We start from the raw sequence: 21,604 nt of genomic DNA, 5'->3' as shown, positions 1-21,604 counted from the left end.
CGCTTTACGGGGACGAGGTCCTTATGCCCGCAGACTACACCGCAGCGACGACTGCCGCGAGGCGACCGGCGACCTCGCGGGCGTGCTTCTCATCGGAGGCCTCCACCATCACGCGGAACAGCTCCTCGGTGCCAGACGGGCGCAGAAGGACGCGGCCGGTATCCCCCAGCTCAGCCTCAGCGTCTTCCTTTGCCGCGATGACCTCCGGGTCGCTCATGATCGCGGACTTGTCAGAGACCGGAACGTTGATCAGCTGCTGCGGCAGCACTTGCATGACAGCGGCGAGCTCAGCGATCGTCTTGCCGGTCTCCGCCATGCGGGCCATGAGAAGCAGGCCGGACAGCGTCCCGTCGCCAGTCGTGGCGTGCGAGGGTACGACGATGTGGCCGGACTGCTCGCCACCGAGCGAGAAGTCGCCGCGGTTGAGCGCTTCGAGCACGTAGCGGTCGCCCACCGCGGTCTCCTCAACGTGGATGCCTTCGCGCTCCATGGCAAGTTTCAGGCCCAGGTTGCTCATCACGGTGGCAACGAGCGTGTTGTCGGTCAAGGAGTTGCGCTCCTTCATACCGGTGGCGAGGATGGCCATGATCTGGTCGCCGTCGACAATGTTGCCCTCCGCGTCGACGGCGAGGCAGCGGTCCGCGTCGCCGTCATGGGCAAGCCCGATGTCGGCGCCGTGCTCGACGACGGCGGCCTGTACCTGGTCCATGTGTGTGGAGCCGGAACCGTCGTTGATATTGAAGGCGTTCGGGGTGTTGTAGATGGCAACCACCTCTGCGCCGGCGGCGGCGTAGGCCTTCGGTGCGACCTCGGAAGCCGCGCCGTTAGCACAGTCGACGACGACCTTGATCCCGGTCAGATCCGTCGTCATCGCCTCAGCCAGGTGCGCCAAGTAGCGCTCCTGCGCATCGGGAGCCTCCTCGATCACACGCCCGATGCCGGTGCCGGTCGGACCGGTCTCGTCAAGGGTGGCCATGGTCTGCTCAATCTCGTCCTCCACGGCATCCGGCAGCTTCTTGCCGCCGGCGGAGAAGAACTTGATGCCGTTGTCCGGCATCGGGTTGTGCGAAGCGGAGATCATCACGCCGATGTCGGCACCGTAGTCGTCGGTAAGAAATGCCAGGCCCGGGGTGGGGATCACGCCGACGCGCAGCACGTCGACGCCCTTCGAGGCCATGCCCGCCGCCATCGCTGCTGCGAGCATCTCGCCGGAGACGCGCGGGTCGCGCCCGATCAGTGCGGTTGGGCGGCGCTTGGTGGAGCGTCGGTCGCGGGTGAGCACGGTCGCGGCTGCCGCGCCGAGCTTCATTGCCAAAGACGCCGTGAGCTTCTCGTTTGCCAGCCCGCGGACGCCGTCAGTTCCAAACATTCGAGTCATAGGCACAATTATGCAGTACTGGCCGACACTGGTCAGGCACGGGGCCTGCCCAATCACCCCTATAGACGGCAAAACGCCGCCACCCCAGCGAGAGGGGCGGCGGCGTAGCACCTGGCAGTGGAAGCGATTAACGCTTGGAGTACTGCGGTGCGCGACGGGCCTTGTGCAGACCTGCCTTCTTGCGCTCGACGGCACGTGCGTCACGGGTGAGCAGGCCAGCCTTCTTCAGGGTCGGGCGCTCAGCCGGGTTGTACACGTTGAGTGCGCGGGCGATAGCCAGACGCAGTGCACCAGCCTGGCCGGTCGGGCCGCCACCGTTGAGGGTGGCCTTGATGGTGAACTGGCCCTCGCGCTCGAGCAGCGTCAGCGGGGACAGGATGTCCTGCTGGTGCAGCTTGTTCGGGAAGTAGTCCTCGAACTCGCGGCCGTTGACGGTGATGGTGCCGTCGCCTTCGGTGACGGTCACACGCGCGATGGCGCGCTTACGGCGGCCCACGGTCTGGATCGGGCCCTCGTGCAGGTTCACCGGCTCGGCGACGGCCTCCTCGGACTCGTCAACCTCGGGTGCGACTGCATCGCCGATGGTGTAGTTGAACTCCTCGGTTGCGGCGGTGGCGGCGTCGATGTCGCCAGCGTCTGCAACGTTGTTCTCTGCGTTGGTGTTCGGCTCGGTCATTACTGTGCCACCTGCTTAAACTCGTAGGTTTCCGGCTTCTGAGCAGCGTACGGGTGCTCATCGCCGACGAAGACGTGCAGCTTCTTGATGGACTGACGGGAAAGCTTGTTGTGCGGCATCATGCCCTTCACAGCCTCCTCGATCACGCGGTCCGGACGCTCGTCCAGCGCGCGGCCCAGGGTCATGGACTTCAGACCACCCGGGTAGCCGGAGTGGCGGTAACGCATCTCGCGATCGCGCTTGTTGGAGGAGATGTGGATCTTGTCGGCGTTGATCACGATGACGTGATCGCCGGTGTCAACGTTCGGTGCGAACTGCGGCTTGTGCTTGCCACGCAGGATGTCAGCTGCGGTGGAAGCAAGCTTGCCCAGCACCACGTCGGTTGCGTCGATGACGTACCACTTACGGGTAATGTCACCGCTCTTCGGGTGGTAAGTAGACATGCATGACTCCTTAAAGTCTGTCTAGATGGCTGCCGGCCATATCTTTTGTGCCCACACCCCCAACGGCGGCCGGTGGAGACCCGATGGGCGTGGCACCAACTAGAAGTTGGCAGGACACACAGGGGGATAAGCTTACGCGAAGTCCGGCCCAGCTCCAAAAAGAGCTTTCGCTTGCCGACGCCGCGTTGTCCCCTCCCCTGCCGAAGACAGCCCAACGCCGCCGCGGGATCCCCCAATCCCGACGGCGGCGCCGAAGCTATGTTTACTAACGAACAATCGCAGGTGTGTACCCGCGCCACTTCCCCCGCAGCAGCGCAGGTAGTTGGCCTCACCTCCTTCCTAAATACCCAGCCCGGCGAGCAGTCAAGGCGCTAGCCCCAGCTGTTCGCCGCGGCGTTGTTGACTGCGTGCATGGTGTTGTTGCCGTCCTCAACGGTGTTGGCGATCTGGTTGAGGATCTCGTTGAGGTCAGCCGCGGCCTGGTCCCACTTGGCCTGGTGCGCCATGTAGCTGGTGGCCGCCTCGCCTTCCCAGGTCTGGGTCATCGGGCGGATGACCTCCTTGAGCTCGTTCAGTTGGCCGTTGATGTTGGCCGCGGAGCTGCGGATATCCTGCGCGGTGTTGCCGATCTGGCCGAAGTCGTACTTAATGTGCATGTCAGCAGTGTCCTTTCGGTGCGTGTGTGTTCTTGAATTACAGGGCCAGGCCAGCGGAGCCTGAGAGGCTGTCCAGGCTCTCGGTCGTAGAGACGTCGGCGTGCTCGTAGTGCTTGGCGTTGTCGCGGATGTTGTGCGAGATGTCAGTCAGCGCCTCAGTCAGTCGACGCTGCGCATCGTCGTACAGGGCTTGCGTACTATCTAAAACATGGCAAGAGTTTTAGGGCGGATACGCCTATCCCGGTTGCGAGATGAGTCCACGAGCTTGGAGCGCCAGCGAGAATTAATCTCCCGCTGGGCCAAGGACAACGGCCACGAGGTGGTGGCGTGGGCTGAGGACGGGGACGTTTCCGGCAGCGTTTCCCCGTTCGATACGCCAGAGCTGGGGAAGTTTTTGACCGAGGACGGTTCACAAGGTTGGGACATTCTTGTGGCGTGGAAGCTGGACAGGTTGGCTAGAAACTCGATCAACCTGAGCAAGTTGTTTATCTGGACACAAGAACACGAAAAGCAGCTAGTGTGCGTGGCTGAACACATTGATCTATCCGACTGGTCTGGGCAGATGTTGGCAAACATCATTGCCGGACTAGCTCAGGGAGAGCTGGAAGCTATTACCGAACGCGCCCTAGCGGGCAAGAAACAGCTACGCAAGGTGGGACGGTTCCAGGGTGGCGTAGCCCCGTACGGCTACCAGGCCGTTGATAGGGAGGGCGGTGGCAAGGAGCTAATTAAAGATCCTGAGCAACAGAAAGTGCTCCAGTGGATCTACAAGCAGGCCTTAATGAATCGCCCTATCGCCCACATAGTTAGAGATCTCAAGGACAAGGAAATTCCCACCGCCAGACAGGAAGCAGGCAGGGGCACCAAGGGCTGGCACTACTCCACGATCAACACGCTATTGACCAGCAAGGTCTATCTTGGCTGGACTATGTACGAGGGTAAGCCGGTGCTGGATGATCACGGGGAACCGATACAGCGTTGTGAGCCGTCTATCTCGATCGAAGATTACAACCGGATAGCGGAACTACGCGCCAGCCGGAGAACCCGTGTAGCTACTAAGGCCAAAATATCCCCGCTGAGCGGCGTTATCGTGTGCTGGGAATGTGGTGAGAACATGCACTACAACCGGTACAACGGTTCTGAATCTATATTCAAGTACCAGTGCCGTCGGCACGACAAAACCATTTATGTCTCCGCCCGGGAAGCACACGCTGCTCTGGAAGAGATGTTTTTGGATGATGTTGCCGATTTACCGATACTAGAGAAGCGACTCAGCACCATTGGCACAACCGAAGAGTCTTTGGAGCAGGCAAGAGCAGCGTACGCAGAGATTACAGAGTTTCTGCCAACCGCCCCCGACAAGGCCACGCGCGCTAGCCTGTTCGAACAACTAACCAACCTGGGCAACAAGATTAAGGGCTTAGAGAGCGCCGTACAGTCTCAAGACGGTGTGGAGTGGATAGACACCGGAGAGACCTACGGGGAGCGGTGGGAGCAGCTGGACACCGAGGGCCGTAGGTTGCTGCTCACCTCGGCAGGTATCAAGTTCCGGGCCCGGCAGCTTAAGCCCGGCAGCAGGTGGCACCGCCCTATCCAAGAGCACGAGATTATTTTGCCCCCAGAGCTAAAGCTGTTGCCTAAGACAAAACCCGTTGACCTATCTACCGTCCATAAGCTAGAGCAGGAAGAGTTTATGGCCGGGCTAAGCGAAGAGCAGCGCCAGCAGATCGAGGGGGCGCGAGAATGATGGCCTACGAGCGCCTGTGGGGCGCTGAGGGTGTGCTGGTGGTACGAGACACCGCCACGGGCAGAACAGAGCGCCTGAACGGCCTTATCAAGGCCAACGAGTGGACAGCACGCCTGTTGTTTGCGTATGACAGCTTGGTTATCGAGGTGTGGGGAGCACCCAGCGTACTTCCCGCTCCCCCGGTGGATGAGGATGAGTACATCACCGTAGAGCAGGCGGCGGCTGAAGTAGGGATTAGCCCGGCGGAGTTCGTGGGGTGCATGATCAGGGACGGGCTGTTGATTGAGCTGGATGGGGAGCTTGTGCCTAGCCCACACCCGGACATACAAAAAGTGCCCCCCGCTACCGGGGAGCACTAGGGGTGGTACCGCTACGCGGTGTAGTTGTACACTGATTGGCGACTAACCCCGTACTCGCGTGCAAGCGCGGCGACAGACTCACCAGCAGCGCGCCGGGCACGTAGTTCCCCGGCCTGTTCGTTGGTGAGAGCAGCTTTACGCCCCTTGTACTTGCCAGCGGCCTTAGCTAGCGCGATACCCTCGCGCTGGCGCTCGAGAATCATGGAGCGCTCAAACTCTGCTACGGCACCCAGCATGGACAAGAGCAGCACGTTCATGGGTGAATCTTCCCCGGTGAACGCCAGGGACTCTTTCACGAACTCGACGCGCACACCCCGGCCCGTAAGGTCACGCACGATAGCGCGTAGATCCTCAAGGTTGCGTGCCAGCCTATCCATCGAGTGGACAACCAGCGTGTCACCCTCACGCACGTAATCGAGAGCAGCGTTCAGCTGGGGACGGTTAGCGGACTTACCGCTGGCCTTGTCCTGGAACACCTTGTCCACCTCGACGCCCTCGAGCTGGCGGGCGGTGTTCTGGTCTACGGTGCTAACTCGCTTGTACCCGATACGCATTTTGACTTCCTGGTTGGTTGTTGTGTCGTTGTCTAAATAGGATCTTAGATGTTGTTGGGCAGTGTGTCAATAAATGAGTTTACGACTCTATTTAGACACTGTTTCGGGGTGTCGAGTTTGTCTATCTAGGGTGTACCCCTGTTTGACACCGGCACTGGGAGTGGAGAGAGCGCGCCGGGCTAGTGTCTGCTGCTCGCGCTCCCGGCGCGGGAGTACACCGGCCTGGCAGGGGTACCGCTGGGCAGCAGGGCTAGTGGCGCGGGTGCAGTGCAGCTACACCGGGTCTAGAGGGTGGCTACGCGCCCGCTGGGCGGGTGCAGGGCACCGGGTGGCACTTCTCCCCGGGTGCAGCAGTTTAGGCGCTTGTACGGGCGTGCAGGCGTGCTAGAGCGCGTGCTACGGGCACGGGTGCTGGAGCTCCGGTGGTTAACCCTCGAGCGCCCCGGCGGTACGGGGCTAGTGCAGAGTTTCAGGGGTGCAAGATTGCGTGCGTGCCAGCGAAGCGGGGGTGGGGTGCCCCACGGGGTATACCCCCGCCCCTGCCTGCTTGACCGTAGGTGATGGCGGGTGCCCGGTCGTGGGCGGGTTTTAAGTCCATAGACTGCCTATAGAACAGGCGTGCGGGTGCAATTTGCCCCAGTTTGGGGGTGTGTGCTACACTAAAAAATCCCCCCGACTGTCTTGTCGAGGGGTGGGCCGGTCTAGTGCTGGCCGTGTTGTCTGAAAACTCAATAGTGGAGCGAAACAAGCGACGGTCTAGCAGGTATCAAATTTAACCACGCGCGGGGTGCCACCCGCGCACGAGAGATCCAGAGGAGGATCAGTAATTTTGTGTAACACCGAAGGTACATCACGTACCGAGAAAGAGCAAGCCGAATACGCCGGAGACGCCGCCCCAGCAGGGGTAGTCACGGTGGACAGGGCACTAATCAGAGAAAAGAATCAGGAACTACGAGAGCTAGGGAGGAAGATCTGTAACACCTGCGGAGTAGAGCAGGACTTAAACACCGACTTTCAGCCGGACAAGCGACTATTAGACGGGCGCGCTGGCCGTTGTCGCACCTGCGCCAACAAGCAGCTACAGACCAGCAGAGCAGCCGCCGACGGGCTGGCATACGCACTGGAGCGGGGCCATCGTAGGGCACGTGAAGCAGGACTACCAGCGATTAAGTTCACGAGGGCAGAACTACTGGTGTACTGGGATGATCTCGGGATTAACCCGTGGGAGTGTTTTCACACCGGCGTACAGCTTAGGCGGGAGCCGGGCTACCCGAACAGCAGGACTTTCGACCACGTTCAGCCGTTGTCGGTGCCCGGAACAGCGGGCCACGTTATTGAGAACGTTGTACCGTGCTCAAGGGACTACAACCGCCACAAGAGCGCGACTAGCGCGGTGCTGGCTGTGCTGAACAGGGATCCGGAGCAGTACCCCGGCGTTGAGTACCCCGGGCCCGTGGATGAGCACGGTAATCCGCTAGCCCCGGCGCTGGTGGAGTGGAGCGACAGCGACAGGGAGCCTGTGGTGATTAGCCTAGATTCCGAGGGAAAGCAGGTGCTCGCGTGACCGGAGAACAGCAGGAACTCGCGCTGCTCGAGCAGCAGCTGGGCGTGGTACACATCGACAACGTTAAGCCCAGGACAGAGGAGGAACGGTGGGTGATTCCCGGTGTTGTCCACTCGACTAACACGCTGTTGTACGGCGCTTCTAGCGCCGGTAAGTCGCTAGCGGTGGCGCACATTATCGCCAGCCTAACCGACGGAAGAGACTTCCTGGGCATTAAGCCTAACGCGCGCGGCGTGCGTGTGCTGGTGCTGTGTTCCGACGCGGGCGCTGAACTCGAGTACAGGGAGCGCCTGGGCGCTCTGGAAGCTCGAGCAGACGTGGACTTTCTTACCGGCGTGGGTATTAAGCCCCAGGCGTGGTGGAACACGGTTCACGAGTATTCCCGGCGCGCCGGGCATGGCCTGGTGGTGATTGATCATGCTAGCGGTGTGCTCGACGGTGATGAGATGGAAAAGCCACCGTGGAAACAGCTTTGGCAGGAACGGGTGGCCCCGTTCGGTCTCCCGGTGATCCTGGTAGCGCACGCTTCAGACTACGTAGGCCCCACCGGGCCTAGCCACAGGGTGATGGGTAACTCTGGTGCTTCTCACTTCGCTAGGTGCGAAGTAGAGATCTACCGGACTAGCACTAACGCCTACGGTGACTCACTGCGTGTGCTGCGCTCCAAGTCGCGCGACGGTCTGGGGGTGCAGCGCCGGTACCGTATCGTTGATCAGGCGATGGTGCGTGATGAGCAAGCGGAGGAGCAGGCAGCGGACAAGACCCGCCAACGGTCTGCGCAGGCGCTCGACAAGAACGCTAGAGTAGCCCAGCTTGCCGCTGGTTCAGCAGGGAAGAACAAGGCTGAGGTAGCCCGCGACATCGCGGGACGGGCTGGCCTGGCGGAGAACAGCATCAGGGCCAAGAAACTTACCCAGCTCGAGAAGGGCGGGCTGCTAGTCCAGAGCACCAACAGCGCCGGTGGTATGTACTCACCCGGGCCTGCTCTGCAAGCAGCCGTTGTGTAGGTGAACCCCCAGGGTTCATCCTGTTTGCATAAGCCCAGGTAGAAGGGGGTGTACCTGTACCTTGAACCCCCTTCTCTCTATACTCTCATCCCCACACACACCTACCAGGCGGTAGCTACAAGCTACCGCTTCTCTTCGGCTAGTGAATACCAAGAGGAAACAGCAGCAAGCTGTTTCCGATAAACACAAGAGAATAACCAGCGGCCTTTTTGGCCGCTGTACAACACCAGCAGCCTTACCGGCTGCTTGTTTTGGAGCCCGGTGAAAAAGCCGGGCTCTTACTGTTTGTACCGCCGGTGGACTAGAGCCACCGGCAGGGTGGTATACACACCGGAGAGAAAACAAGGGGCCCTTAGTGGGCCCCTTTTTATGCTTGTACCACCACCGTAGAGCTACCCAGCTCGACGGGCTGTTTCGTTCCACTATCGCCGGTGAACAAGAGTCACCGGCGCTAGAGTTTGACAGACCGAAGAGAGACAGCATAACGGGGCCTTAGTGCCCCGTTTTTTGTTTGTCAAGACCAGAGAGACAGACACCGCCGAAGAATAAGGGGTACTAGCGGTTACACCCTGGGATCTAGAGAGCAGAGAAGATACCCACACTGTGGGCACCTAGGCTATCCCCGAACTAGCACCGGGGGACGGTGAAGCGGAGCGCCCGGGGGATGGGCAGCTACAACGCAACACCTAACCACCGGGCTACGGGGGATGTAGTTCCCCGGTGGCTACGAGGAGTATATCCCAGCCCGGCGCGACTGTCTTGCCAAAGCACGACACAACCACTACCCCTACGAATCAGCTGTATAACGCTAATTCCTTTAGTAATGTTTAAGCGCGGTTTGCATCGTCGTACCTTGCCATCAGTCCATCGAAGCTGCGCTGAGCGCTGCCCTGCCAGAAGGTACGGACAGACTCGGCGACCCCCTGGATGCGATCGATCTCACGGTTGACGTCGGCGTTCACGTTGTCGGCGTGGTCGGCCGTGGAGCGCATCACATCGGCTTCGGTCTGAAAATTGCTCATGGTTCCCCCTCATAGAAAGCGTGGAATGTGTGTGGTTGTAAACAGTGGCCGCCGGCGGCGGTTTCCCGTTCATATATTGGACGTTGAAACACGCCCTGCGGTTCCCTTCAAAGGCGAAAAATTTTTAACCTTCCAAGGCAACCACCCCCTCATGGTCTTGTGAGCTGCGGCTTTCCGGGTTATAGCGGGCAGAATTCATCGCCATCGTGCACGTCGCCTGCTGCACTTTGGTCGGCTCGTAGCGTGTGTGGCACCCCACCGAGAGCTGTACGGCACCGTCAGGCCACGTCTTCCACAGCGCCTGCGAGCCGTCCGCCGCGCGCTCTAGATACGTCACGGCGTGCCCGTCGGTGCCCACCAGTTCCACCTCGGGGTCGCGCTCGATGTCTTCGCGCAGCTGCTCCGCGAGCGCTTGGGCGGGCACGTTGTAGCGCTCGTCCACACTCAGCTGCAGGCGGAAGTTTGGGTCTGGTCCTACCGCCCGCCACATGTCCCCGTCCTCTTCGATACTGAACCCGGCGGGTAGCTGCACGCTCAGCCCGTCCTGTTCGAGCACTTCCGGCTCCGGTTCGGGCGCAGCTGAGCTCGACACAGCTGGGCTCGGCGGGGCGGGAGCTCGTTCTGGGGCGGTCTCGTGGGCGTCGTCAAGCGAAGGCCCGAACGTCCACCACAACACGAGGCCGCAGGCGGCCGCCACCACGACGACCAGGCCGACGATGAGCCACACGGCGCGCCGTGATTCGTGGTCTTCGCTGGTATCGCGCGGGCGCGCAACCGGCAGCGGCTCTGGCGTATGCACAGCGGGCAGCGTGGTGGTGGGTGCCTCATCAGCGGGCAGCTCGGCGGTGAGGTGGATGCCGCAGTCCGCGAGCGCCTGGTCGATGAGGTGGATCACCTGCTCTTGGGCGATGAGGTGCACGTGCGCGCCGTGAGGCTCGTCGCCGAAGACGCTGCGAATATAGGTGGCGATTTCCAGAGGTGTGGGCGCGTCACAGCGGCGCAGGTTCGCGGCGCCGCTAAAGACAGTCGCCTCCTCGGTGACACGCACTTGCAGGGTATCTGTGTCGTGTGGGGTCTCGGCGCGGGTCATAGGGTTGCTCCTTCCTCGTAGGGCGCGCACAGCTGGACGGTGCCTTGCACAGACCCGGCTTGTACCAGGGTGGCGCGGCCAGGGGCTTGCGGCTTCGGCTTCACGCCGAACAGCGCCCCCTCCTCGCGGGTGCCGTCCATGATGAGCACGTCCGGGTGGGTGTCCTTGAGCGCGCCGAGGAAGCCGCCGAACATCGCGCGCGCCACCCCGCCGAACTTGCGGGCGGCAACCACGTGCAGGCCGATGTCGCGCGCGTGTGGCAGCAGCGCGACCACCTCGCGCAAGTGCTCCTCGCCGACGAGCTCAAGATCGTCGATGACCAGGTAAATATCAGGCCCGGTCCACCAGGAACGATCAGCGAGCTGAGCGGGCGTGACGTCTGAGCCGGGCAGCCGATCGCGCATCGTGGTCACCAGCGCGCGGATCGCCTCGGCAATGGCGGTGGACGAGGCGGCGTAAGCGGCCGTCATGTCGTCTGCGGCGCGCCCGAGGTGGGCCCGGCGCGGGTCGCAAATGACCATGCGGGCATCTTCGCGATCCATCGCTTGAATCGCGGTGATGGCGCTGGCGATCACGGTGGATTTGCCGGCGCCGCCGGCCCCGATAGCCAGCAGGTGCCCGGACTGGCTGTGCAGTGGCGCAAGGCGCGGCCCGCCAACCCCGATCGGGAGAGCGTGCGGACTTCCCGCAAGCAGCTCCGCGGTGCGCACGTGTGTGGGCAGCACCTTGAGCTTCGGCACCGGCTCCTGACCGGCGGCGGTCGCGGCGATGTGTGCAATATCCTGCGCATTCGCGTGCGCGAACAGCATGTGCGTGCCGTCGGGGGTCAGCCCGTGACCTGGCTTCGCGGGCAGCTTCTGCTGCAGCTTACGGTCGATCAGCGAGTCCATGGGCTCGGTCAAATGCAGCTCGTAGCGGGTGCCAATCAGGTCGCGCACGTTTGGCCGAATCGCGTTCCAGCGCTGCGTGGTCACCGCCAGGTGCACGCCCGCAGCGGGGCCTTCGGAGGCGATGCGCGCCAGCGGCTCCTTCAAGTCTTCGAATTTGGAGTCGGGTGCGCACAGGGTGTGCCAACCGTCGAGAAGCAGCAGCGTATGCTTCTCGACGCCACGGTGCCCCTCCCCCGCGTCCAACAGCTCCACCACCTCATCGACGACGCGGCGCACCCGCTCCTCGTCCGTGCGCAGCGCGACACCCGCGACGTGCGGGAGGCGCTCCAGGTCGTCGAGGCCGCCCGAGCCGGCGTCGATGCCGTAGATGGCCAGCTGGTCGGTCGTGTGCGCCAGTGCGAGTGCTGCCGCGATCGTACGCAGCGCGGCGGACTTGCCGGTCTGCGGCCCGCCCGCAATCGCGATGTGTCCGCCAGACGCGCCGAGGTCGACGACCAGTGGATCCTGGCGCTGGCGGTAGGGCAGGTCGATGAGCCCGACGGGCGCGGTGAGCGCCGCGCCTGTCTGCGCGACGGGGCTGTCGGGGCTGTCGGGGCTTACCGCGTGCAGCGCGAGCGTATCCGGCAACGGCGGCAGCCACACCTGGTGTGCACGCATCCCGCCTGCGGCGGCGAGTTCGCCCGCTTTGGCCACGATCGCCTCAAAGGTCGTGCTCGTCTCCACGGTTTCAACGGTGTCCACCGCGTCCACTGCCGCCGCTTCGGCGGCTGCCGTCTCCCAGCCATCAAAGAGACGAACTGTCGGAACCTCCGAGCTACCGCGCGCCGCAACGCGCCGGGTCAGCGGCCCGGAGACGTAGGAGGCGCGGAAGCGCACCAGGTCCGGCGAGCCCGCCTTGAGAAAGCCCGAGCCGGGCTCGCCCGGTAGCTCGTAGGCGTCCGGCACGCCGAGGACCTGGCGCGACTCGCCGGCAGAGAAGGTCTTCAGGCCAATGCGATACGACAGGTGCGAATCCAGCCCGCGCAGCTTGCCCTCCTCCAAGCGCTGGGAGGCCAGAAGCAAATGCACCCCGAGCGAGCGGCCGAGCCTGCCCACGGCCACGAAGAGTTCTGCGAAGTGTGGGTGCTGGGTGAGCAGCTCGGAGAACTCGTCCACGATGATCACCAGCGCGGGCAGCGGGGCGAGCTCCTCCCCACGCAGGCGGGCGGCGGTGTAATCGGTGATGTTGGCGTAGTTGCCCGCGGTGCGCAGGAGCTCTTGGCGACGGTGCATCTCCCCCGAAATCGCGTCATACATGCGCTCGACCAGCACGGCCTCGTCCTCCAAGTTGGTAATCACCGCCGAGGTGTGCGGCAGGCCCTCGCAGCCTAGGAAGGTCGCACCGCCCTTAAAATCGACGAGCACCAGGTTGATCTCCTCTGGCGAATGCGTCGCCACGAGCGCTGCGACCAGGCTTTTGAGCAATTCCGACTTCCCGGATCCCGTAGCACCGATGCACAGCCCGTGCGGGCCCATGCCGCCGTGGGCCGCCTCCTTGAGGTCCAGGTAGACGGGCTCGCCCTCGGGCGTGGCCCCGATGGGGACGGTGAGCCGTTGGCGGGTGCCCTCCCTGCCCGGCCACATCGTAGCTGCATCGAGCACGTCGATGTCGTCGATGCCCAGCATGGCGAGCAGGTCGCCCCCGGTTTTTCGCACATTGCTGGTACCGGTGGGGCGTCGATAAAAGGCCAAGTGGCGCGCGATCAGTGCCGCCTCCTCCGCACTAAAAGGATCGGGCACGCCGAGATACTCGCGGCCCGACTCGGTGACCGCGGCCAGCTCGTCTGTGCACACGACGTGGAAGGCGTGCTCGCTGACGAAGGCCTCCGGGTCCTCGTCCACCGTGATCACGCAATCGGCGCTGGCGTGCGCGGGCGCGAACGCCGAATCGTCCGCGCCCCGGCGCGCTTGCGCCACCACCACGCGGAACTGGGCGCGCTCCGGCTCGCGCGCGTGCGGCAGCCACTTCGCCCACGGCATTGCCGCATGCTCCAGCTCAAGGCCGACTGTCTCCGGGCCGTGGAAGAAGGCCAGCTGCGACACCACTGCACTGGCCACGTCGTGGGCGCGCGGCCCTGCGAGCGTAATGGCGGGGAAGGCGGCCAGCTGCACCACGATCGGCATCCCGGGCACGGTGCCCACCGCCGCGACCGCCCGACGCAAGCTCACCGCGCATACCGGATCGAGGTCCTCCGGCGAGCCGGGATCGTCCACCTCTACCGGCGTGCACAGCGCCATCGCACCAGTGCCCAACCGCACCTGCAGCGCCTCTGGCGTGTCCGTGCCGCGCTCCCACACCCGTGCGCTGTCCACCCCGGTGAGCAGCATCGCCGGCTCCGGGTGCAGGTAGGAAAAGTGGGCGCGCTGTTTGACCGCGTTGGCGCGAGCCTGCTTGGTCAGCGCGTCCAGGTGGCGCAGGTAGACCCTGCGCGTCTCGTCGATATCGCTCTGCTGCTCCTGCGGCTGGAACATGGCGATGAGCCCGAAGGCCATCATGAGCGGGAAGATCAGCATCATCGGCCCCATCGCCCTACCGGAGAGCAACATCAGCGCCATGACCGCGCCGACGGCCACCATCATCACGATCGGCAGCAGGATACGTAGCAGAGGCAGCGGCTGGTGCTTCTGCGCGTTGGGCACAGCTTCTGCGTGGAGTGCGCCGCTGGGCAGCGGCGGGGCGTCGGCAAGCGGCATGCGCGTGGGCACGAGTACCGGATTGTGGTCGACTCCGAGCACGAAAAATCCCCCCCAAGATCTGCCACAGCCGCTGGTTCCCCCGAACCAGACGTGCGAGCTGTGGACGTGCCCGGCAGTTTACGCCATACTTGGAAACACCGCGCGGCAAATGGGGGTTCGCGCACACACTTTTCGGGGGTTTTCCTTGGTAGCTACATCTGCCCATCACATTGTTCGCATGACCGTGCGCGTTTCCGCCGTGTCCTTCCACCGCGACATCGACCTGGTATTGCCCACCTCGTCGACTTTCGCGGAAGTGCTGCCTGAGCTGGCCACATTCGTCGACCTGCCGCGCATCCACCGCCCGTGGGAGGCTTCGACCGTCGGCGGCGCGCCGCTGGATATGCACACCCCGCTGCACAAGCTCAAGCTTCGCGACGGCGCCGTGACCGTCCTGAGGCCCCAAGAGTCAATCGAGCCGCCAGTGGTTCGCGACGCCGCCGAGTCACTCGCCGCGGCAGCCGTCGGCACCCGCGACACCACGGGCCTGGCCCACCTGGCCAGCTTCGCCGGTGTGCTCGGGCTGGCTGTCCTCGCCGGGATGTTCACCTCCCTTCCTGTCGCGCTCGGTGTGGGCGCGCTCGCCGTGTTTGCGCTGGCCGTGTTGTCGCGCGTCTCCACGCTGTTCGCCCCGCTGCCGGGTGTGGCGGCGATTTCGGTGGCCTGCTGGGTCGCAGGTCTGCCCGGCGCGTGGGAGCCCGTCGATGTGGCGCTGGGCGTCTTCGCGGGAGCCGCCACTGCCTGCGCGCTCGTCGTCCTCGGTGCCGTACTCGGGTTGGCCGGGCCTTTCGCCTCCGCGTGCACGGTCACGTTAAGCGTCCTGCTCAGCATCGGGGCGTGCGGGGTGTGGCTGCCGAGCGCGCAAGCCCCGGCGGCGCTGACGGTGCTCGCCGGACTCCTCACCGTCCTCTCCACCCCGGCTGTAGCCACCCGCGCCGCGGGTCTGAAGGTCCCGCGCGTGCCCACCGCGGGCGAAGCCTTCGCGACTGCCGACGGCTACCAGCCTGATGTCGACGAGCGCAGCCAACGTGCGATCACGCTCGTCGCCGCCATCTCCTGTGCGGTGGCCGCCAGCATGCTGCCTGCACTTTTTGCCATTGCCTGGGCAGGCGGGGCCTGGGTGTGCGCATTGAGCGTGTGTACCGCCGGGGCACTGGGCATCTACGCCACCCGCCACCACTACCCGGTACCGCGCGCGGCGCTGGTCACCGCCGCCCTCGGCGCGGTGTGCGCGTGCGCGCTCGCCGTGGCTCGCACCGACAACCCGCACCCCGTAGCAATCGCCATGGCGCTGCTTGCCACGCTTACCGCCGCGACCGCTGCGATCTGGGTACGCAACGTCCCGGAGCTGGAGCCCACCACCGTGGTGTGGTTTGAGCGCGCGGAGACCGCCGCCATCATCGCCGCACTCCCGCTCGCGCTCCACATCGCAGGACTCTTCGCGCTGATCAGGGGGCTGTGAGCATGAAACGCTTCACCGCTCTTGCCGCAGCCGCGCTGTTGTGCGCCCCGCTACCGCTTCTCGCCCCGACTGCACACGCCCAGGACTACGCCTGCGCCGTGCCCGTCCACGCCAGCCCGCCTGCACCGCTAAACGTCGATGAGCAAGCCCGCCAGGCGCGCACCGATCCGGTCGACCGCGCACACCGCTTCGCCACCGGCGCTGGGGTGCGCGTCGCCGTCATCGACACCGGCGTCCACCCGCACCCGGAGCTCACCCGCCTTGACCGGGGACGCGACTTTGTCGACCACGACAACCCCGACCCTTTTGCCGACTGCGACTCGCACGGCACCGTCGTCGCCGGCATCATCGCCGGGAAAACCCACGGCGTTGCCCCGGACGCGGAGCTCATCGCCATCCGCCAGACCTCCGCGCACTACCGCGACCGCGAAAGCGACGACCCCAACGCAGGCTCGCTGGCCACGCTTGCCGACGCCATCCACAACGCCATCGACGAACGCGCCGACATCATCAACATCTCCGTCGTCTCCTGCCAACCGCCCGAGATCGCCGAGCGCATCGACACCCAGCCCCTGGACATTGCTCTTGCCCACGCTGAGGCCGAAGGCGTGGTGGTCGTCGCCGCAGCCGGCAACGAATCCGGCGAGTGCGCCCAGGGCTACACCGTCTTCCCCGCGCACTCGCCCACCGTGCTCGCCGTCGCCGCCCGCGAGGACGCGCAGACACTCGCCGGCTACTCCATCCGCGTGCCCGGCCCGGCGCTGTCCGCGCAGGGCACAGTCCCGCTCGCGCTGGCTTCCGACGGCACCGGGTTCGCCACCGGCACCCACAGCGACAACGGGCCCGCCCCGTACGCGGGCACGAGCTTCGCCGCCCCGGTTGTTACCGGTGCTGCGGCCCTGCTCATGCAGCGCTACCCGCACCTGCACCCCGCCGAAGTGCGCGCGCACCTCTACGCCGCATCCCAACCGAGCGGAGGCGCGCTCGACCCGCTGGCGGCAGTGACCCAGCTGCCGCCGGCATCTTCCTCGGACGCCGAACCGCTTGCCCTGCGCCCTGCCGAGGAGCAGGTGTCGGCGTCAGTAGGCAAGTTGGGCAACGTGCTGCTCGCTGCAGCGATGCTGCTGGTCTGCCTGTTCGCGGCACCGCTGGTGCGAGCCCGGGTGGCGGGTCGCCGATCTTCCTAAATGGAGCTAGCTCCATTTGGACCAGCGCCGGTTGCAAAATCCCAGGTCGCCAGTCACCGAAGTTCCTAAACGGAGCTAGCTCCATTTAGACCAACCCCGGCCGCAAAACCCCAGGTCGCGGGACGCCGATCTTCCTAAACGGAGCTAGCTCCATTTAGACCAGCGCCGTCGGGTGTGCTTCGCTGTCGGCTTTTCCGGCCGCGGAAGAGCCCAAAACCGGCCCAACGCTTCGGCATCAATTTGAGCCAAGTCAAGACTTAGTACGTCGCCGTGAGCGCCGCAGTTCGCTCTAGTGCCTCCCCGCGCGGCAGCAGCTGCACCAACCGCCACGGCACCTGCTCCACCTTGGCAGCACCGATAGCCTCAAGGGTCGCCTCATCGGGTACCCCGTGGCGCAGCCCGGTCTGATCCACCACGTGGTAGCCGTTGCCGGTGTCTACGGCCACCGCGCCGGACGGCAGACCGACAAAATACGACGCCGGGCCCGCACCGGAGAGGCGCACGTGGCCGACCATCGCCTCTGATGCGGGAAGCGTCGCCGCCCCGCCGTCTTCTGTAATACAGGTCGCCTCCGGCTCGTCTGCGGGCTCGCCCGCTGGGTCGAGCAGGCGCATACGGTGCTCGGGCAAGCGGATCGGCGCTGGGTTCTCCGCGTCGGGCTTCTCCGCCACAGCCTGGGCGGGCACCTCCGTGACTTGCGCGCCCGCCTCCAGCAGAATCTCCGCCTGCACGCTGGTAATCGGTTGCACGCCGCCGGAGGTCTCAGCCCATTCCCGCTCGCCGGTACGCAGCACGCGCGGCAGCGGATCCGGCAGCGCAAACGACGGCTGCTCCTGCAGCGCTCCGAAAAGCTGCGCGGGCGGACGCCAACGCGGTGTGGACGCATCAATCCCTAAGACGCGGCGCACGATCCGGCCGTCCGGGGTTGTCGACGGCGGCAGCTGCGCGCGCCCCTGCGCGGTGACCAGCCAGTCGCGGTGATCCACCTCCGCAACGATCGCGGACTCCGGCCCGAGCGACGGCACCTGCGCGTCCACCGCGCGCACCACTACCTCGGGCTCCGCGTCCGACCCCGGCACCGTGCACGCCGACCAGTACGTCTCCGCCGCGTCCTCCGGCGCGAACACCGAAGGTGCCACCCCGATGCCAACGGGCACGCCGCGGGCGAGCGTCGCCAAGTGCTCATCGCCCGCCCGCACCGGTTCTTCCGGCCCGCCCACGATCAGCCGCGCCGAGGTCAGGTTGGTGACCGGGTGCACGGTCTCGTCCACCCGCGCGAACAGGCTCCCGTCGGCCGCGCGGATAATCGCCGCTTCGCCCGGGTTCGGGTTCGGCCGCATCCAAGCGAACAGCCCCATGACACCAGAGATCATCACCACCGCCACTACCCCGAAAATCATGGCGCGACGCCGCGAGGAAAGCGGGTCGTGAATCATTCGGATATCACCCAGGATCAGGCCGTGCTCCACCCTGCGTCGCAAAAAGCGGTGCCCGGAAACCTGTGTTTTTGTTGTTGGCAGCAAGCGCGCCATAGGTGTATCCCCCCATACGTTTTGTGCGGTCACTGGCTCCCCCCGAGCCAGACCGCTTCATTTTACTGCAGGGGCGTAAGTTCCGCAGTGTCAGAAGGTGCCTGCTCGAAGAGGTCGTCGGAGCCGTGCGAGTGGGCGTCGGCAAGCATGCGCTCAAGCTCGTCCTGGGTGAACTCCTTGTTTACCGCGAAGATCACCACATCGCCCTTGCGGTAGACGGGCGTGAGCCCGCGCGAGGTCCAAAAGCCACGCTGCATCTGCAGGCGCTCGAGCTGGAACGGCCAGAACGCCGACGGGCTGAGCATGTAGAACTTGATCCCCAGCTCGGCTGCGGCCCGATCCACCACGTTCTCCGCGTCCGCGTCACCCCGCAGGCCCTCGCCGATCTCGCGCGCCTGCCAGTACGCAATGTCCGTATTCGACCCCCGTCCGCCGGTCGGCCACAGGTAGTGACGCGACAGCATCGGCAGCCCGTTGTAGGCGTACCCCCAGCTGTGCCCGTCGGCGGGGTCACCAAAGATCGTGCCCTCCCAAGCTGCAGGCTGCGTGGCCAGCCAATCCCAGGCCGCCAGGTCGTCGTCGCTGACCATGCGGTCCTCCACCCGCGCGTCCAGAAACGCTGACTGCGCGCCGGCCACTGTGGTGTCACGCACCGTCGGCGCGGCAATCATCGCCACCACAAGGGCCATGCTTATCGACGCCACACCCGTCCCCCGCTCCCACGCCTTGGACCCCAAGCGTGCAGCAACCGGCGCGAGTGTGAACAGGCGCACCATAGCGGCAACTCCGATCGCGGCAGCCACCAGCACGGCCAGCACCACCGGAAAGATCAGGCGGTGGGCGGTGTTGTAGTGCAGGTTGCCAGCCAGCGTGAGCAGCCCGCTGAGCGGGCCCGCCACGGGTGCGATCGCGTTGGCGGTGATGGTCAGCGACAGGGCGTAGAACAGCACAGGCCACACCTGGCGACGCCACAGCAAGCACACCAGCGCGCCGAAACCGGCTAGCCACAGCCACACGGTCGCGTCGTAGTCCGGGAAGAACTCCAGTACATGGCGAGTCTGCATGGAAAAGGCGATATCCCACCCGCTGTCAAAGTCTTTGCTTTCCTTCGGCGCCCAGCCGGAGACCTCCTCGGCCTGCGCCGAACCGGCGAACACCTGCGGCAGGTACATCAGCGCGGCGACGGCACCGGGGACAGCCATCCACACTGTGTCGGCAAGGCGGCCGCGTTCCGGGTGAATCAGCGTGGAGGTGAGCCAGTACAGGCCCACGCCCAGCACCACGACGGTCAGCGCCGCCGGGTGCGCCGTGAGCACGCCGAGCAGCCCGACCGTGGCCGGGAGGGCACCCGCGTGGCGGGCGGGCAGGCGCGTGAATTGGTAGATCACCGTGCCGGTCAGCGACATGGCGAACAGGTAGGGCCACATGCCGACGAAGTCGCTCACCCAGGCAAGCTGCGGCGCGCCGTAGACGAAGATGGCGGCGAGCCCGGCCGCGATCTGCGCCGTCAGCCCGCGCGAGCGGGTAAAGGCGAACGCCAGGCACGCCGCGGTAATAGGCAGCGCAATGCCGGTGAGCACGATCATGCCGATGTTCAGTGCCGGGATCGGATCCAGCCCCGCCGCTTCACCGAACAGCGCGATGCCTGTGTGGAACGCGGAGGGATACAGCAGGTTGGCGTGGGTCTCGACGTTCTGTAGCTCGCCCATCCGCGTTGGCGAGGCGACGCCAGCGTCCATGATGAAGCGCACCAGGTTGGCGTGCCACTGCACGTCCCAGCCCTGCACGATGTTGTACGTGCCGTGCGGGGCGCGTACCAGCCAACCCAAACGGTCCGAGATGAGCATCCAGGACCCGGCGACGACACCGGCCGTCGGCAAGAGCCAGAAGGGGTCTAAGATGCTGCCTTTCTTCCACTCGCCCGGGAACAGCGCGCGACGCCACGAGATGCGCCCGCCGCGCCGCGCCTTGCGGGCGAAGGCGTAGCGCCACACCGCGGCCGTCGCGAATGCGAAGACCAAGGTCACCGCGTAGGTCCACAAGTTCAGTGGCGCAGAGGTCAGGCCCCACATCCAGGCGCTCATGCCGAAGATGCCGAAGCTCACCGGCAGCGCCGTGGCCATCGCATGCGGGCCTTTCACGCCTGCGACGAGGTTAAATACCAGCCCCGGGAGGAGGAAGAACGGTATGGCAAACACAGCTGCCGCCGCTGGTGTCATGAGTCCTCCTCGAGTGTGTTCGCGTGAAAAATATTCTAAGCCTTTAGTGCTTCGGCAACGTGCGCCGGTCGCGTGTCACGGCGGCCCGCTTCGCAAACGCGTCTGGGTGCGGGTACTCCACCCCAGTCAGCGTTAGCCCGCACGCCGGGGCGAGCGGTACCTGGGAGTCGCGCTTCGTCACCTCGAGCAGCTGCGCGACCCACTCATCCTCACGCTTGCCCTCCCCCACTTTCAGGCAGGTAGCCACGAGTGCGCGGACCATATTCCAACAGAAAGCATCCGCGGTGATCCGGGCCTCATAAACGTCGCGCTCGTGCTGCGTGCTCACGTCGTGCCAGGTAAAGGCGTGGACGTCGCGGATCGTGGTCGCGTGTGGCTTCGGCTTGCAGAAGGCGGCGAAGTCGTGCAGCCCGACGATCAAGTCGGCCGCCTGCTGCATGCGGTTGATGACGACGGGTTTACCCCACACGGCCGTGTCGGCGCGACGTGTTGGGAGGGCCCCGGCCGGGTTGGTGGTCACCCGGTAGGTATAAGACCTGTGCAGTGCCGCGAAGCGGGCGTCGAAGGCGTCTGGTGCCTCGTTGACGTTGAGTACGCGCACGTCGTCGGGCAGTAACTTGGACAGGCGGCGTACCAGTTTGGTGGGGTCGCCGTCGAGGGAGCGCTGATCCAGCGCGGCCCGCGGTACATCCGTGTGCGCGACCTGCGCACTTGCGTGCACGCCGGCATCAGTGCGCCCTGCCACCGTGAGCGTGACCGGAATGCGCAGCACGAGCGCGAGCGCGTCCTCGATGGTCTCCTGCACGGTGCGCACCCCCGAGGTTTGGCGAGCCCAGCCGTGGAAGTCCGTGCCGTCGTAGGCGATGTCCAGGCGCAGGCGCATGTCCGTGCCCGATACTGCCGATGTGGTCATTCGGATAAGGCTAGCAGGTGGAGCGTAGGCGTGACGCTGGGGCGTTAAAAGCTAAACAGCGCAACTTGCACATCGTTTAACCCCGGAAATCGGCGATAAACGAATTCCAACTTGCGCTGTTCAGAGAAGC

General features: G+C 64.9%; 17 protein-coding genes. 6 read left to right on the top strand and 11 right to left on the bottom strand.

The genetic code is table 11. The annotated features are described in order from the left end of the window. Positions 1-34 precede the first annotated feature (34 nt). The 4 genes from glmM to CIMIT_RS02065 form a co-directional block, all read right to left on the bottom strand. Positions 35-1,378 (bottom strand): phosphoglucosamine mutase, encoded by a 1,344-nt coding sequence (gene glmM / locus CIMIT_RS02080; protein ID WP_038588499.1) that lies wholly within the window; start codon positions 1,376-1,378, stop codon positions 35-37. A gap of 127 nt (positions 1,379-1,505) precedes the next feature. Then, positions 1,506-2,054 (bottom strand): 30S ribosomal protein S9, encoded by a 549-nt coding sequence (gene rpsI / locus CIMIT_RS02075; protein ID WP_038588496.1) that lies wholly within the window; start codon positions 2,052-2,054, stop codon positions 1,506-1,508. Then, complete coding sequence (gene rplM, locus CIMIT_RS02070; RefSeq protein ID WP_038588493.1) at positions 2,054-2,497, bottom strand: 50S ribosomal protein L13; 444 nt, start codon at positions 2,495-2,497, stop codon at positions 2,054-2,056. Before rplM ends, rpsI begins: the two co-directional genes overlap by 1 nt. Positions 2,498-2,868: 371 nt before the next feature. Continuing rightward, positions 2,869-3,153 (bottom strand): WXG100 family type VII secretion target, encoded by a 285-nt coding sequence (locus CIMIT_RS02065; RefSeq protein WP_038588490.1) that lies wholly within the window; start codon positions 3,151-3,153, stop codon positions 2,869-2,871. 208 nt (positions 3,154-3,361) lie between these two features. Between CIMIT_RS02065 and CIMIT_RS12020 the strand changes: the two genes are divergently transcribed. After that, positions 3,362-4,900, top strand: a complete 1,539-nt coding sequence (locus CIMIT_RS12020) for a recombinase family protein (protein ID WP_084674240.1) — start codon at positions 3,362-3,364, stop codon at positions 4,898-4,900. Continuing rightward, positions 4,897-5,259: a hypothetical protein gene (locus tag CIMIT_RS02055; protein WP_038588488.1), complete on the top strand. Its 363-nt coding sequence runs from the start codon at positions 4,897-4,899 to the stop codon at positions 5,257-5,259. Before CIMIT_RS12020 ends, CIMIT_RS02055 begins: the two co-directional genes overlap by 4 nt. A gap of 11 nt (positions 5,260-5,270) precedes the next feature. Here the strand turns inward: CIMIT_RS02055 and CIMIT_RS02050 are convergent, their stop codons facing one another. After that, on the bottom strand, positions 5,271-5,813 hold the full coding sequence (locus CIMIT_RS02050; protein ID WP_038588485.1) for a recombinase family protein: 543 nt from the start codon (positions 5,811-5,813) through the stop codon (positions 5,271-5,273). Between the two features lie 829 nt (positions 5,814-6,642). Here CIMIT_RS02050 and CIMIT_RS02045 point away from each other — a divergent pair. Then, on the top strand, positions 6,643-7,377 hold the full coding sequence (locus CIMIT_RS02045; RefSeq protein ID WP_144311793.1) for a hypothetical protein: 735 nt from the start codon (positions 6,643-6,645) through the stop codon (positions 7,375-7,377). Then, a complete protein-coding gene (locus CIMIT_RS02040; RefSeq protein WP_038588480.1) occupies positions 7,374-8,384 on the top strand; it encodes an AAA family ATPase in 1,011 nt (336 codons plus the stop codon). Before CIMIT_RS02045 ends, CIMIT_RS02040 begins: the two co-directional genes overlap by 4 nt. Before the next feature lie 827 nt (positions 8,385-9,211). Here the strand turns inward: CIMIT_RS02040 and CIMIT_RS02035 are convergent. From CIMIT_RS02035 to CIMIT_RS02025, 3 genes are all read right to left on the bottom strand, one after another. Further along, entirely contained in the window at positions 9,212-9,406 is a 195-nt protein-coding gene (locus CIMIT_RS02035; protein WP_038593726.1) for a WXG100 family type VII secretion target, read from the bottom strand. A 124-nt stretch (positions 9,407-9,530) separates the two neighbouring features. Continuing rightward, positions 9,531-10,496 carry a type VII secretion-associated protein gene (locus tag CIMIT_RS12015; protein WP_051904722.1) on the bottom strand — a complete coding sequence of 322 codons (966 nt, stop codon included), beginning with the start codon at positions 10,494-10,496 and terminating at the stop codon, positions 9,531-9,533. Continuing rightward, positions 10,493-14,161: a type VII secretion protein EccC gene (locus tag CIMIT_RS02025; RefSeq protein ID WP_038588475.1), complete on the bottom strand. Its 3,669-nt coding sequence runs from the start codon at positions 14,159-14,161 to the stop codon at positions 10,493-10,495. Before CIMIT_RS02025 ends, CIMIT_RS12015 begins: the two co-directional genes overlap by 4 nt. Before the next feature lie 178 nt (positions 14,162-14,339). Between CIMIT_RS02025 and eccD the strand changes: the two genes are divergently transcribed. Further along, positions 14,340-15,623 (top strand): type VII secretion integral membrane protein EccD, encoded by a 1,284-nt coding sequence (gene eccD, locus CIMIT_RS02020; protein WP_038588470.1) that lies wholly within the window; start codon positions 14,340-14,342, stop codon positions 15,621-15,623. 2 nt (positions 15,624-15,625) lie between these two features. Further along, the gene (locus CIMIT_RS02015) at positions 15,626-16,810 is read left to right on the top strand and encodes a S8 family serine peptidase (protein ID WP_051904721.1); all 1,185 of its coding nucleotides are present in this window, start codon (positions 15,626-15,628) and stop codon (positions 16,808-16,810) included. 257 nt (positions 16,811-17,067) lie between these two features. Here the strand turns inward: CIMIT_RS02015 and eccB are convergent, their stop codons facing one another. The 3 genes from eccB to truA all read right to left on the bottom strand — a co-directional run bounded on the left by eccB (position 17,068) and on the right by truA (position 21,474). Beyond that, positions 17,068-18,342 carry a type VII secretion protein EccB gene (gene eccB, locus CIMIT_RS02010; RefSeq protein WP_038588463.1) on the bottom strand — a complete coding sequence of 425 codons (1,275 nt, stop codon included), beginning with the start codon at positions 18,340-18,342 and terminating at the stop codon, positions 17,068-17,070. A gap of 62 nt (positions 18,343-18,404) precedes the next feature. Further along, complete coding sequence (locus tag CIMIT_RS02005; protein ID WP_051904720.1) at positions 18,405-20,561, bottom strand: DUF6541 family protein; 2,157 nt, start codon at positions 20,559-20,561, stop codon at positions 18,405-18,407. 43 nt (positions 20,562-20,604) lie between these two features. Continuing rightward, on the bottom strand, positions 20,605-21,474 hold the full coding sequence (gene truA / locus CIMIT_RS02000) for a tRNA pseudouridine(38-40) synthase TruA (RefSeq protein ID WP_038588458.1): 870 nt from the start codon (positions 21,472-21,474) through the stop codon (positions 20,605-20,607). Between the last annotated feature and the right edge of the window lie 130 nt (positions 21,475-21,604).

Source organism: Corynebacterium imitans (genome assembly GCF_000739455.1).
In the GTDB taxonomy this organism is placed as follows: Bacteria; Actinomycetota; Actinomycetes; order Mycobacteriales; family Mycobacteriaceae; genus Corynebacterium; species Corynebacterium imitans.
Note: the sequence above shows the minus strand (reverse complement) of the source record. Positions and strands in the feature narration are given on the sequence as shown.

Coding starts and splice junctions, on each gene's coding strand:
- glmM (WP_038588499.1), bottom strand. CDS start 1,378: ATGACTCGAATGTTTGGAACTGACGGCGTCCGCGGGCTGGCAAACGAG.
- rpsI (WP_038588496.1), bottom strand. CDS start 2,054: ATGACCGAGCCGAACACCAACGCAGAGAACAACGTTGCAGACGCTGGC.
- rplM (WP_038588493.1), bottom strand. CDS start 2,497: ATGTCTACTTACCACCCGAAGAGCGGTGACATTACCCGTAAGTGGTAC.
- CIMIT_RS02065 (WP_038588490.1), bottom strand. CDS start 3,153: ATGCACATTAAGTACGACTTCGGCCAGATCGGCAACACCGCGCAGGAT.
- CIMIT_RS12020 (WP_084674240.1), top strand. CDS start 3,362: ATGGCAAGAGTTTTAGGGCGGATACGCCTATCCCGGTTGCGAGATGAG.
- CIMIT_RS02055 (WP_038588488.1), top strand. CDS start 4,897: ATGATGGCCTACGAGCGCCTGTGGGGCGCTGAGGGTGTGCTGGTGGTA.
- CIMIT_RS02050 (WP_038588485.1), bottom strand. CDS start 5,813: ATGCGTATCGGGTACAAGCGAGTTAGCACCGTAGACCAGAACACCGCC.
- CIMIT_RS02035 (WP_038593726.1), bottom strand. CDS start 9,406: ATGAGCAATTTTCAGACCGAAGCCGATGTGATGCGCTCCACGGCCGAC.
- CIMIT_RS12015 (WP_051904722.1), bottom strand. CDS start 10,496: ATGACCCGCGCCGAGACCCCACACGACACAGATACCCTGCAAGTGCGT.
- eccD (WP_038588470.1), top strand. CDS start 14,340: ATGACCGTGCGCGTTTCCGCCGTGTCCTTCCACCGCGACATCGACCTG.
- CIMIT_RS02015 (WP_051904721.1), top strand. CDS start 15,626: ATGAAACGCTTCACCGCTCTTGCCGCAGCCGCGCTGTTGTGCGCCCCG.
- eccB (WP_038588463.1), bottom strand. CDS start 18,342: ATGGCGCGCTTGCTGCCAACAACAAAAACACAGGTTTCCGGGCACCGC.
- CIMIT_RS02005 (WP_051904720.1), bottom strand. CDS start 20,561: ATGACACCAGCGGCGGCAGCTGTGTTTGCCATACCGTTCTTCCTCCTC.
- truA (WP_038588458.1), bottom strand. CDS start 21,474: ATGACCACATCGGCAGTATCGGGCACGGACATGCGCCTGCGCCTGGAC.